Genomic DNA, 11,819 nt, shown 5'->3' with positions numbered 1-11,819 from the left:
CAGGCACCAACGCGAGCACGCTGGCGCCCAGCCCGGCGGGCCCGACCCCTTCCCCTCTGTCCGCTTTGTCGGCGGAGGCGGCGGCGGCGGGACCCCCCCCCGGCGCGCCGGCCGGGGCGGCCGCCGCGGCCAGCTTCAGGACCGGCGCCGGGTGCTCCGGCTCCGACCCGTCGGTGGTGGGCTCGTCGATCCAGCGGACGATCGACCCGTCCGAGTACGTCTGAAGGGCCTTGAAGACCATCTGACCCTTCTCCGGGAGCGGGCCGAGCGAGACGTCGAACTCCTGGAACTGGCCGGGTTTGATGACGGCGCCGGCGTCGGCGGTCCAGGAGATCTTCGAGACGGCCTCGGTGATCTGCGTGCCGTGGGCCTCGATCGGGGTGGCCAGCTTCGCCTTCCCGGCGACCGCGGTCCAGCCCGGTACCGGCTTCACCGACACCGAGGCGACCGGCGCGTCGGCCGGCAGGTTAACCTCGACCTTGGTGGTGTTGAGCGTGTCGGACTCGGTGGGGACACGGAAGGTCACCTTGGCGTAGCCGCCGGGCGTCGCGGTGTTCGGGTTGACGGTCACGTGCGCCGAGGCCGGGGCGGCCAGCGCGAGGGTCAGGCCGCCGACTGCGGCAACTACCAGGGCCGAGCGCTTGAGCAGGGACATCGCTGTCGATACCTTCCGGGTGATCCTCCGCCCGGTGCCGGGCACGCACGTTGGTCGGCGTCGGTACGCGGAAAGTTCCCAACGATCTTTCAGGTGACGGGCAGCCGGATGTCGACGCGGAGACCGGGTGACGCGTCGCCGAGCGTGACGCTGCCGCCGTGCCGCCGGACCAGCTCGCGGACGATGGCCAGGCCCAGGCCCGAGCCGCCGGCGTCCCGGGCCCGGGCGTCGTCGAGCCGGGTGAACCGGTCGAACACCCGCTCCCGGTCGGCGGCCGGGATGCCCGGTCCGTCGTCGCAGACGGTGATGCGCGCGTACCCGCCCTCGTCGGCCACCTCGACCCCGACCTTGGCGCGGGCGTGCCGGGCCGCGTTGTCGATCAGGTTGCCCACCACCCGGCCGATCGCGTCCGGCTCGACGGTGACCATGACCGGCTCGGCCGGCCGCTGGTAGCTCACGTCCGGGTAGCGGCAGACCACGTCGCCGACCACGCCGTCGAGGTCGACCTCGGCCGTGCGGCGGCGGTCGGGCTGGGCGCCGTCGTCGGAGCGGGCGAGCAGCAGCAGGTCGTCGACCAGGCGGCTGAGCCGGTCGACGTCGGTGAGCAGGTCGGCGGAGAGGGCCGGCCAGTCGGTGTCGGGCAGGCGCTGGGCGATCTCGAGCTCGGCGCGCATGTTGGTCAGCGGGCTGCGCAGCTCGTGCGCGGCGTCGGCGACGAACGCCCGCTGCCGGGCCCGGGCCGCGTCGAGCCGGTGCAGCATGCCGTTGAGCGTGACGGCCAGGCGGTAGATCTCGTCGCGGGACTCGGGCACCGGCAGACGGCCCGCCCGCGTACCCCCGGTGATCTCCTCCGCCCCGGAGCGCAACGCGTCGACCGGCCGCAGCGCGGCACCCAGAATGCGCCATTTGACGGCCGCGAGCATGCCCACCAACAGCGGGAACGCGATCAGCAGCGTCACGCGCAGGATGTGCACGCCCTGGCTGAGATCGTCGGTCGAGCGCGCCACCAGCACCCGCACCGGGGCGCTCGGCGGACCGGCGACCTTCATCACCACCCGGACGTTGCCGTCCAGCCCGATCCGGTTGCCGGGGATCTCGATGACGTCGCCGTCCTGCAGGCCGCGCAGCTCGGCGTCGTGCAGCATCGGGGTGAGCCGGTCGGCGCCGTCGGAGACCGCGAGCACCCGCGCCTGGCCGTCGATCACCTGGACCTGCATGGCCGGGTTGACCGAGATGTGCTGGCTCAGCGAGTCTTGGTCGACCAGCTTGGCGACACCGTTGGCGGTGTCGAGCGCCTCGTCGTTGACCGCCCGCAGCAGCGCGAAGTTGAGCACGCCGACCAGCACGACGCCGCCGACGGCCAGGCCCAGGCTGACCACGAGCACGGTGAGCCACAGCAGGCGGGCGCGCAGGCTGAGCTCTCTCGGGCGGCGCACGGTCAGCCGCCGGAGAGCCGGTAGCCGGCGCCGCGCACGGTCTCGAGGCGGTCCCGCCCGATCTTGCGGCGGAGATAGCCGACGTAGACCTCGACCGCGTTGGGCGCGGTCTCGACCGCCGCGTCCCACACGTGGTCGAGCAGCTCGATCTTGCTGACCACCTCGCCGGGACGGCGCATCAGGTATTCGAGCAGGGCGAATTCGCGGGTGGTGAGAACCACCTGCTCCCCCGAGACCAGCACGCGGCGCTCGGCCGGGTCGAGCTCGATGTCGCCGTGGGCGAGCACCGGCGGGCGCTCGTGGGCGCCGCGGCGCAACAGGGCCCGCAGGCGGGCGAGCAGCACCACGTACGAGAAAGGCTTGGTCAGATAGTCGTCGGCGCCGCAGTCGAGGCCGTCGGCCTGGTCGTACTCGCCGTCCTTGGCCGAGAGCATCAGCACCGGCACCCAGTTGCGCTCGGCCCGCAACTGGCGCACCACCCGATAGCCGCTGAGCCGGGGCAGCATGATATCGAGGATCATCGCGTCGTACCCGCCGTGGCGGGCCATCTCGAGACCGTCCTGCCCGTCGCCCGCCACGTCGACCGCGAAACCCTCGGCCTGCAGCCCGCGTTGTAGCGCCGCCGCCAGGCGCGCCTCGTCCTCCACCACCAACAACCGCACAGGACTACCTTTACATGTAGGGCGCCACCCCTAGGGGATGCTCTCAGCGCTGTCACAGCGCCCTCGCTGCACGCTGGGTGGCAGAGAACGGGAGGTGGACATCGTGTCCGTGTTCAGGTCCAGGCCGGCGTTGCGCTGGCTCGTACCGTCAGCCGCTGCGGTAGTCGTCATCGGAGGTGGCGCCGCGGCCGGCACGATCGTCGCGAGCGCAAACCCGTCGCTGCCGGATCGCAGCGCGGCTCAACTGCTCGTCGACATCCAGAACGCGAAGGTCGACGGCTTGTCCGGCACCATCGTCGAGAGCGCCGACCTCGGTCTGCCCGCCATCGCGGGCCTGGCCGGGAACATGGCGGGGGCCAAGGGCGCGGCCGGCGCCGGCAAGGCCGACATCGGCAACCTGACCAGCCTGCTGGCCGGGAGCAACACCGCCCGCGTCTGGTACGCGGGCGACACCAAGCAGCGGCTCGCGCTGGTCGGCACCGAGGGCGAGACCGACGTCATCCGCAACGGCACCGACGTCTGGCTGTGGAACAGCGCCGAGAAGAGCGCCAACCACCTGAAGCTGCCGGCCGACCAGGCCGGCGCCAAGCACCCGGACTCGCTGGCCGGGCAGGTGCCGAAGACGCCGCAGGAGGCGGCCGACGCGGCGCTGGCCGCGATCGACCCGACGACCAAGGTCAGCACCACCGGTGCGGCGAAGGTGGCCGGCCGGGACGCGTACGAGCTGGTGCTCGCCCCGAAGGACGCGGGCTCGCTGATCGGCCAGGTCCGCCTGGCGATCGACGCCGAGCACCACATCCCGCTGCGCGTCGACGTGTACGCCAAGAACGCGACCAGCCCGGCCGTGCGGGTGGCGTTCCAGCAGATCAGCTTCGCGGTGCCGGACGCGGAACAGTTCGCGTTCAACCCGCCGCCGGGCACGACGGTGAAGCAGGGCTCGGCCGAGGGCCTGGCCCAGGAGCACAAGGCCGAGGTGGAGAAGGCCGCCAAGCAGCGCCAGCAGGCGTTCAGCGGTGGCCAGGAGCCGACCGTGACCGGCCAGGGCTGGACCACGATCGTCGAGGCCAAGCTGCCGAAGGCCAAGGACGCCTCCGAGACCAAGCAGCTCGACGGCCTGGTCGGCATGCTGCCGGCGGTCAGCGGCTCCTGGGGCAGCGGGCACCAGTTCGCGGGCACCCTGTTCACGGTGCTGGTGACCGACGACGGCCGGGTGTTCGCCGGCGCGGTGACCCCGGAGAAGCTCTACGAGGCCGCCGCCAAGTAACCACCACATAGTTCTAGAACTCTCCGCCGCGTTGTGCAACACTGCGGCGGAGAGTTCTATAACTGTTGGAGGTTGCGATGACCCTCATGGCGGAACCGGCGTCCGGCCGGTTCGGCGGCTTCGGCGGCCGATACGTCCCCGAGTCCCTGGTCCCGGCCTGCGCCGAGCTGGCGTCGGCGTTCCGCGAGGCCTGGACCGACAAGGCCTTCCGGGACGAGCTCGACGAACTGCTGGCGGTGTACGCCGGGCGGCCCACCCCGCTCACGCCGGCTCGCAACCTCTCGGCCGCGCTCGGCGTCGACATCTGGCTCAAGCGCGAAGACCTGGCCCACACCGGCAGCCACAAGATCAATAACGTGCTCGGGCAGGCGCTTCTCGCCCGGCGGATGGGCCGCACCCGGCTGATCGCGGAGACCGGCGCCGGCCAGCACGGGGTGGCCACGGCGACGGCGGCCGCGCTGCTCGGGCTCTCGGCAACCGTGTACATGGGGTCGCGGGACATCGAGCGCCAGCGGCTCAACGTCTTCCGGATGGAGATGCTCGGCGCCACGGTCGTGCCGGTGACCAGCGGCAGCCGGACCCTCAAGGACGCCACCAACGAGGCGATGCGGGCCTGGGTGGCCGACGTCGGGAACGCGCATTTCCTGCTCGGCTCCGTCGGCGGTCCCCACCCGTACCCGTGGATGGTCCGGGAATTTCAGCGGGTGATCGGCGCCGAGGCGTTCGCGCAGGTGACGGACGTGCCCGACGTGGTGGTGGCGTGCGTGGGCGGCGGTTCTAACGCGGCCGGGACGTTCGCCGGGTTCGTCGACACGACGGCGCGGCTGGTCGGCGTGGAGGCGGCGGGCGGCGCGGCGATGACCGCGGGCGCGCCCGGCGTGGTGCACGGCGCGCGCTCGATGGTGTTGCAGGACGCGGACGGCCAGGTGGCGGAGGCCGAGTCGATCGCGGCCGGCCTCGACTACCCGGGCATCGGGCCCGAGCACGCGCACCTGGGCGCGATCGGGCGGGCCGAGTACAAGACGGTGACCGACGACGAGGTGGTGGCGGCGATGAACCGGCTGGCCCGCAGCGAGGGGATCATCTGCGCGCTGGAGTCGGCGCACGCGGTGGCCTGGGTGCTGCGCACGGCCGGGACGCCCGAGCTGCCCACCGGCTCGGCGGTGCTGATCACGCTTTCCGGCCGCGGCGACAAGGACATGGTCACCCTGAGCGCGGAGGTGCCGGCATGACGCTTTTTTCTCGCGAGAAGGCGCTGGTCCCGTACGTGACCGCGGGCATCACCGCGGACTGGACCGAATACCTGGTGGCGTACGCCGAGGCCGGCGCCGACGCGATCGAGGTCGGCCTGCCGTTCTCCGACCCGATGCTCGACGGCGTGACGATCCAGCAGGCCTCCGACCGGGCCCTCGCCCGCGGCACGACGATCGACGGCATCCTCCGCGATCTGTCGGAGGTGCGGGTCGGCGTCCCGCTGATCGCGTTCACCTACGCGAACCTGGTCTTCCGCGCCGGGCCGGCGGAGTTCTGCCGGCGGCTGGCCGAGGCCGGGTTGTCCGGGCTGATCGTGCCCGACCTGCCGGTGGACGAGGCCGGCGCGGTCGAGCGGGCGGCGGCCGACGCCGGCATCGCGCTGGTCCTGCTGGTGGCCCCGGTGACGCCGGACGACCGGCTGGCCGAGATCGGCGCCCGCAGCCGCGGCTTCGTCTACGCGGTCAGCCTGATGGGGACCACCGGCGAGCGCGAGTCGCTCGACACCGCCGCGGCCCGCCTGGCCGCCCGCACCAAGCGGGTGACCGACCTGCCGGTGCTGGTCGGCTTCGGCATCTCCACCCCCGCCCAGGCCGCCGTGGCGGCGCAAGACGCCGACGGCGTGGTGGTCGCCTCGGCCCTGATGCGCCGCGTCCTCGACGGCGCCACAGTTGCCGACCTGCGCCGTGACATCGAAGCGTTCCGCGCCGCCGTTAACTGACGCGCTTTGGACCCGCCCTGTGGACAACGCCCCGAAACTGTCGTACCGGCGCCGTATGCTCGCCCCACCCAGTGACCGGGGTGGGGAACAGTGGGGCCGGTGAGCGCCGGGCGGGGCCGGTGAGCTCCGGCCGGACCCGGTGAGCACCGGCTGGGACTGGTGAGCACCGGCGCGACACGGCGGGCGCCGGGGATGCGTGGGGACGCCGGTGGGGCGGTGTGCTCGGCTAGGGTTCGGCACGCGGGTCGCAAGCCCGCCCGCACGCACGCCGGAACCGGGCCGCAGGAGGAGAGCTGAGCGCGCCGCGTACGCCCAAATATCAAGCCATCGCCGCCGAGCTCGCGTCGAAGATCCGGGGCGGGGAGCTCGCGCCCGGGTCGGCGCTGCCGCCGCAGAAGGAGCTGAGCGCGGCCTACGGGGTCACGCTGGCGACGCTGCGGCAGGCGCTGCGGCAGCTCGAGGACGACGGGCTGCTGTCGCAGCAACCGGGGCGGGGCACGTTCGTGGCCGAGCCGCGGGCCGCCTATCGGCTCGACTCGCTGCGCGGCTTCGCCGAGGATCTGCGGGCTCAGGGGCAGACCGTGAGCACCCAGATCCTCGGCCAGGCGGTGCGGCGACCACCCTCCTGGGCCGCCGCTCAGCTCGGCGGCGACGCCGATCGCGTCGTCCGCCTCGAGCGCCTGCGTCTGCTGGCCGGGCGTCCGGCCGTACATCAATTGTCGTGGGTTCGTGGTGTTGATCTTCTGGAGACCGACCTCAGCGGGACCTCCCTGTACGCGGCGCTGGCCGATCGCGGCGTCGTCGTGCATCGCGCGTCGGAGGTCGTGCGGCCCGGCGTGCTCGACGCGGTGACCGCCGACCTGCTCGGGCAGCCCGCCGGCACGCCCGCCTTCGTCTCCGACCGGATCACCTACGGCCTCGACGACACGCCGCTGGTCGTCGACCGCGCCACCATCCTCGGCACGGTCCTGGAGATCCGCACCGAGCGCGCGGTCACCGGCCTGTCGATGCAGTGGAGCCGCCAGTCGTGAGCACCGCCCACGTGCTGCTGCACAGCCCGCTGGTCGGCCCGCTGACCTGGCAGCCGGTCGCGCAACGGCTGCCGAACGCGGTGGCGCCGTCGTTCCGGCGCCTGGCCGACGCGCCGCCGCCGTTCTGGCCACTGGTCGCCGAGGCCGTGGCCGCCGCCGTCGCGCACCTGCCGGCCGGGACCGAGGTCGTCCTGGTCGGGCACAGCAACGCCGGGCGGTACCTGCCGGTCCTCACGACGGCGATCGGCCGTACCGTGAAAGCCTGCATCTTCGTCGATGCGTCCCTGCCCGCTCGCGAAGGCATGACCCCCGGCGTCTCCCCCGCCCTGCTCGAGCTCGCCCGCGGCAAGGCCGCGAACGACCGCCTCCCACCCTGGTCGCGCTGGTGGGACGAGGCCGAGATCGCTCCGATGTTCCCGGATGCGGAGACCATGCGGGCGTTCCGGGCCGAGGAGCCGCGGCTGCCGCTCGCCTACTTCGAGCAGCACATCCCGGTGCCGGACGGCTGGGACGACGGCGTCGCGTGCGGATATCTGATGTTCGCGCCGCCGGGCCAGGACGGCGACGACGACAAGGCGCGCGACGCCCGCGAGCGCGGCTGGCGGATCGAGCGCCTGCCGGGCCGGCACCTGCACCCGCTCGTCGATCCCGGCGCGGTCGCCGCGATGATCACCACGATGACGGACCCATCCGCCCCGCCGGTCACGCCGAATCGACATCAAGCGTGAGACGGACCACTCTCCCTCTCCGCCCGCTATTGCCATAGATTGGCAACAGCATAATTTCGGCGTAGGGGGCGGGATGGCGACAACGACGGTCGGTCCGCGCGGCTGGGCGAGTCTCGGCGGCATGAGCGCGTTCATCCTGCTGCTGCACGTGGTCGGCTGGGGCCTGCTGTTCTTCGTGATCGTCCCGGCGCACTACGAGATCGGCGCGGCCGGCGTCTACGGGGTCGGGCTCGGCGTCACCGCGTACACGCTGGGCATGCGGCACGCCTTCGACGCCGACCACATCGCCGCGATCGACAACACCACCCGCAAGCTGCTGACCAACGAGCGCAAGCCGCTGTCGGTGGGCTTCTGGTTCTCGCTCGGCCACTCCAGCGTCGTCTTCGGGCTGTGCATGCTGCTCGGCCTCGGCGTGCGCTCGCTGGCCGGCCAGGTGGAGAGCGACTCGTCGACCCTCCAGCAGATCACCGGCGTGATCGGGGTCAGCGTCTCGGGCGTCTTCCTGTACGTCATCGGCATCATCAACCTGGTGCTGCTGGTCGGCATCTTCAAGGTCTTCCGGAAGATGCGCCAGGGCTCGTACGACGAGCAGCAGCTCGAGCAGCACCTGAACAACCGCGGCTTCATGAACCGAATCCTGTCGCGGGCCACCCGGGCGGTCACCAAGCCCTGGCAGATGTACCCGATCGGCCTGCTCTTCGGCCTCGGCTTCGACACCGCCACCGAGATCTCGCTGCTGGTGCTGGCCGGCGGCGCGGCGGCGTTCGCGCTGCCCTGGTACGCGATCCTGACGCTGCCGGTCCTGTTCGCGGCCGGCATGAGCCTGCTCGACACCATCGACGGCGCGTTCATGAACTTCGCCTACGGCTGGGCGAACGCCAAGCCGGTGCGCAAGGTCTACTACAACATGACCATCACCGGCCTGTCGGTCGCGGTCGCCCTGATCATCGGCACGATCGAGCTGGTCTCGATCGTCACCGACAAGCTCGACATCACGTCCGGGCCGCTGGCCGCGATCGGCGGTCTCGACCTCAACTACGTCGGCTTCGTGATCGTCGGCCTCTTCGTGGCCACCTGGGCGATCGCGCTGCTGGTCTGGCGCTACGGCCACATCGAGGAGAAGTGGAACGCCCGCCTGGCGCCGGCCAAGGCCGACTAACGGACGCCGACCGCCAGGGCGCGCACCAGGAAGCCCGGTGACGCCAGCGAGCTCGGGTGGGCCAGCATCGTGGTGACCTGGTTGAGGCGAGCGTTGACCTGCTGGTCGCGCATCGAGGCCTTGAAGATGCGGCCGCTGAACCAGCGCAGCGCCTTGTAGCCGGCCGGGTAGGGGCCGTCGACGTGCGGGAGCGCCAGGTCGGCCATGGTCGAGACCTGCCAGGCCGCGTCGACGACGACCTTCACGTCCTGGAAGTAGGACGTGGCCGGGCGGGTCAGGTCGGGCTCGTCGCGCAGGTACGCCGACAGCGCCGAGGCGTGCAGCATCGCCGAGGTCATGCCCTGGCCGTAGACGGGGTTGAACGAGGCCACCGCGTCGCCGGCCGCGACCAGCCGGGCCGGGAACCGGGTCAGCTTGTGGAACTCGCGGCGGCGGCTGTCGGCCTGGTGGTACGTGATGACGTCGCCGCACTGCTCGGCGGTGGTGGCCACCTCGCCGAACTCGGGCGGGAAGTCCTCGACGCAGCGTCGCCGGTACTCGTCGCTGTCGCGGCCGGGCCGGTCGTCGGCGTAGCCGGAGACCAGCATCGTCCAGCGGTCGCCCTCGATCGGGGTGAAGCCGCCGATCCGGGCGACCTTGCCCGGCCCGGGGTTGGCGACCGAGATGCAGGTCCAGGTGTCCGGGTGCGACGGCCGGCGGAACAGCGCGGTGGCGTAGTTGAGCTTGATGCCCATCCGCTGCATCTCCGGCTTCGCGAAGCCGTGCGCGTCGAGCCACTCGCCGAGCCGGGACGAGCGGCCGGTGGCGTCCACCACGAAGTCGGCCGGCTCGTCGGCGCCGTCGATCCGGACCCCGGCCACCGCCTCGCCGTCCAGCAGCAGGTCCTCGGCGCGGCCCTGGACCGTACGCGCGTTGGCGAGCGCCAGCACCCGGTGGCGGATGAGCGCCTCGAGGAACGGCCGGCTGGAGATGAGGGCCTGGGCGGCGGGACCGCTCGGCGCCTCCTCGCGCAGCTCGCCGTCGATGTAGAAGCGGTTGGTGCCGGGCGGCGGGTTGACCGCGCCGGCGGTCAGCGCCTCGTCGACGAAGCCGGGAAACCAGCGCGCGAGCTGGTTGAGGCCGGACGGGAGCAGGGCGTGCACCTGGCTGCCCTGCGGGACGCCCGGGCGCGGCCCGACCACGCCGGGGTCGGCGGCGATGCGGTCGTCGGGCAGGTCGAGCGCGACGAGGTCGTCGCGCTCGACGATGACCACCTGCTCGGCGTGGTCGCTGAGCACACGCGCGGCCATCAGGCCGGCGATGCTGCCACCGAGCACGATGGCGCGGCGGAACAGCACCCGCTGCCCGGTCGGCGGTTCGGACGTGGAGAGCGCGGCGAACCGGGCAGCGGCGGAAGGCATTGGTCCACTGTAGCCAACGATCGATCTTGGGCTATAGGTGACTGCCGCGCACCATCGTCAGCGTCCGGTAGCCGGTGGCGGAGATGACCAGCCGGTAGACGACCTCGTGCTTGACCGGCTCGCCGTGCAGGGCGAAGTCAGACCACTCACCAGTTCCTGACCAGCGGCTCGACCTGCGGGTGGCTGTTCCTCGACCCGAGCGGCCGGCGGCGGTTTTGCAGCGCCCCTGTGCCGCCGCGGTGAGACGGCTGCGCTTTTACGGCGGCCCCTCTGCTGCCGCGGTGAGCCGGCTGCGCTTTTACAGCGCCCCTATGCTGCCGCGGTGAGCCGGCGGCGTACCGCGTCGACCTCGGCCGGGGACACGCCGATGTGGTCGAGGTAGGGCTCGGCGCCGCCGTAGACGGTCTCCAGGTGGACGAGGGTGGCCGCCATCGCGCCGGGCAGGCGCTCGGGGCTGCGGCCGTAGTCCTCGACGATCTGCTCGTGCGGGACGCCGGCCACGGCCAGGGCCAGGGCGACCAGCACGGCGGTGCGGTCGCGGCCGGCGTGGCAGTAGACGAGCACGGCGCCGGGCGGGGCGGCGGCCAGGGCCCGGAACGCGGCGGCGATGCGGGGCTTGTTGAAGTCGAGCATCGGGCCGTAGGTGTCGTGCGGGATCTCGTAGGTGACGACCTCTTCGAGGATCGACACGTGCCGGTACCCGGGCTCGCCGGCGAACGGGCTCGGCTCGCTCTCGCACTCGCTGGGCCGGCGCAGGTCCAGGATCAGCGAGACGCCGGCCGCGCGTACGGCGTCGATGCCCTCGGTGGTGAGCAGGAACAGTCCGTCGGAGCGGTAGAGCGCGCCGGGGCGGACGTTGCCGAGGCCGCCGACGTCGCGGGCGTTGCGGCAGGCGGGCCAGTCGAGATCCGTCATGGACGCAGGTTACCGAACGGGTGACGCCTGGTTGCTAATGGTAATCATTTCCAACAAGATGGTGATTGCCCGTGCTGGTCATCGAAAGGAATCCTCGGAATGTCGCTCAACGTCTCCCCCGACCTGCTCGCCGCCGCCGAGCGCGGCGAGGTCACGGACGCCGAGTTCGTGGCCTGCGTGCGGTCGTCGCTGCCGTACGCGTGGGAGGTGGTCAGCACCCTGACGACCTCGCTGCGCTCCTCGGGCGGCGAGTTCGCCGACCACGAGGTGCCGCCGCCCACCGAGGCCGAACGGGGCCAGTTGCTGCGGGCCCTCGCCTCGGACGCGATCCGGGGTGGCCTGGAGCGCCACTTCGGCGCGAGGCTGGCGTTCCAGAACTGCCACCGCGTGGCCGCCTTCTCCTCCGGCGCCGTGGGCGGCGAGCGTTACCACGCGTTCGTCTCGCCGCGCGGCCAGCTGTTGAATCAGTCGCCCGAGCTGCGCAACTGCTGAGCGGGCCGGGGGGGGGGGGGGGGGGGGGTGGGGGGGGGGGGGGGGGGGGGGGGGGGGGTGGGGGGGTGGGGGGGGGGGGGGAGCTTCGCTTCCTCTCCTCCTCAC

The 11,819-nt window shown here is 72.4% G+C and carries 12 protein-coding genes; 7 read left to right on the top strand and 5 right to left on the bottom strand.

The window, feature by feature from the left end; translation table 11 throughout:
- The 3 genes from ACZ6TB_RS48820 to ACZ6TB_RS48810 all read right to left on the bottom strand — a co-directional run.
- Positions 1 to 655, bottom strand: a 655-nt coding sequence (locus ACZ6TB_RS48820) for a YcnI family copper-binding membrane protein (RefSeq protein WP_465568767.1), incomplete at its 3' end; no start/stop codon positions are given.
- Positions 656 to 744: 89 nt separating this feature from the next.
- A complete protein-coding gene (locus ACZ6TB_RS48815; protein WP_465568776.1) occupies positions 745 to 2,052 on the bottom strand; it encodes a sensor histidine kinase in 1,308 nt (435 codons plus the stop codon).
- Positions 2,053 to 2,093: 41 nt separating this feature from the next.
- A complete protein-coding gene (locus tag ACZ6TB_RS48810; RefSeq protein ID WP_465568764.1) occupies positions 2,094 to 2,753 on the bottom strand; it encodes a response regulator transcription factor in 660 nt (219 codons plus the stop codon).
- Positions 2,754 to 2,856: 103 nt separating this feature from the next.
- Between ACZ6TB_RS48810 and ACZ6TB_RS48805 the strand changes: the two genes are divergently transcribed.
- From ACZ6TB_RS48805 to nicT, 6 genes are all read left to right on the top strand, one after another.
- Positions 2,857 to 4,017 (top strand): LolA family protein, encoded by a 1,161-nt coding sequence (locus tag ACZ6TB_RS48805; protein ID WP_465568761.1) that lies wholly within the window; start codon positions 2,857 to 2,859, stop codon positions 4,015 to 4,017.
- Between the two features lie 77 nt (positions 4,018 to 4,094).
- Complete coding sequence (gene trpB, locus ACZ6TB_RS48800; RefSeq protein ID WP_465568758.1) at positions 4,095 to 5,249, top strand: tryptophan synthase subunit beta; 1,155 nt, start codon at positions 4,095 to 4,097, stop codon at positions 5,247 to 5,249.
- Positions 5,246 to 5,989 carry a tryptophan synthase subunit alpha gene (gene trpA / locus ACZ6TB_RS48795; RefSeq protein ID WP_465568755.1) on the top strand — a complete coding sequence of 248 codons (744 nt, stop codon included), beginning with the start codon at positions 5,246 to 5,248 and terminating at the stop codon, positions 5,987 to 5,989. The genes trpB and trpA overlap by 4 nt, the downstream gene beginning before the upstream one ends.
- 293 nt (positions 5,990 to 6,282) lie before the next feature.
- Entirely contained in the window at positions 6,283 to 7,020 is a 738-nt protein-coding gene (locus ACZ6TB_RS48790; RefSeq protein WP_465568773.1) for a GntR family transcriptional regulator, read from the top strand.
- The gene (locus tag ACZ6TB_RS48785) at positions 7,017 to 7,748 is read left to right on the top strand and encodes an alpha/beta hydrolase (protein WP_465568752.1); all 732 of its coding nucleotides are present in this window, start codon (positions 7,017 to 7,019) and stop codon (positions 7,746 to 7,748) included. The genes ACZ6TB_RS48790 and ACZ6TB_RS48785 overlap by 4 nt, the downstream gene beginning before the upstream one ends.
- A gap of 73 nt (positions 7,749 to 7,821) precedes the next feature.
- Positions 7,822 to 8,907, top strand: coding sequence for a Nickel transporter NicT (nicT, locus tag ACZ6TB_RS48780; RefSeq protein ID WP_465568749.1), 1,086 nt, complete (start codon positions 7,822 to 7,824; stop codon positions 8,905 to 8,907).
- Here nicT and ACZ6TB_RS48775 read toward each other — a convergent pair.
- Entirely contained in the window at positions 8,904 to 10,307 is a 1,404-nt protein-coding gene (locus ACZ6TB_RS48775) for an FAD-dependent oxidoreductase (protein WP_465568746.1), read from the bottom strand. The two genes, nicT and ACZ6TB_RS48775, sit on opposite strands and share 4 nt — an antisense overlap.
- Before the next feature lie 309 nt (positions 10,308 to 10,616).
- The gene (locus ACZ6TB_RS48770) at positions 10,617 to 11,222 is read right to left on the bottom strand and encodes a tyrosine-protein phosphatase (RefSeq protein ID WP_465568743.1); all 606 of its coding nucleotides are present in this window, start codon (positions 11,220 to 11,222) and stop codon (positions 10,617 to 10,619) included.
- A 99-nt stretch (positions 11,223 to 11,321) separates the two neighbouring features.
- Between ACZ6TB_RS48770 and ACZ6TB_RS48765 the strand changes: the two genes are divergently transcribed.
- Complete coding sequence (locus tag ACZ6TB_RS48765; RefSeq protein WP_465568740.1) at positions 11,322 to 11,714, top strand: SCO5389 family protein; 393 nt, start codon at positions 11,322 to 11,324, stop codon at positions 11,712 to 11,714.
- Positions 11,715 to 11,819 lie beyond the last annotated feature (105 nt).

The organism is Actinoplanes sp. NPDC051537, assembly GCF_055586105.1.
Note: the sequence above shows the minus strand (reverse complement) of the source record. Positions and strands in the feature narration are given on the sequence as shown.

Excerpts from the sequence above, each read along its gene's own strand:
- ACZ6TB_RS48775 (WP_465568746.1), bottom strand. The coding sequence starts at position 10,307 with ATGCCTTCCGCCGCTGCCCGGTTCGCCGCGCTCTCCACGTCCGAACCG.
- trpB (WP_465568758.1), top strand. The coding sequence starts at position 4,095 with ATGACCCTCATGGCGGAACCGGCGTCCGGCCGGTTCGGCGGCTTCGGC.
- trpA (WP_465568755.1), top strand. The coding sequence starts at position 5,246 with ATGACGCTTTTTTCTCGCGAGAAGGCGCTGGTCCCGTACGTGACCGCG.
- ACZ6TB_RS48765 (WP_465568740.1), top strand. The coding sequence starts at position 11,322 with ATGTCGCTCAACGTCTCCCCCGACCTGCTCGCCGCCGCCGAGCGCGGC.
- nicT (WP_465568749.1), top strand. The coding sequence starts at position 7,822 with ATGGCGACAACGACGGTCGGTCCGCGCGGCTGGGCGAGTCTCGGCGGC.
- ACZ6TB_RS48770 (WP_465568743.1), bottom strand. The coding sequence starts at position 11,222 with ATGACGGATCTCGACTGGCCCGCCTGCCGCAACGCCCGCGACGTCGGC.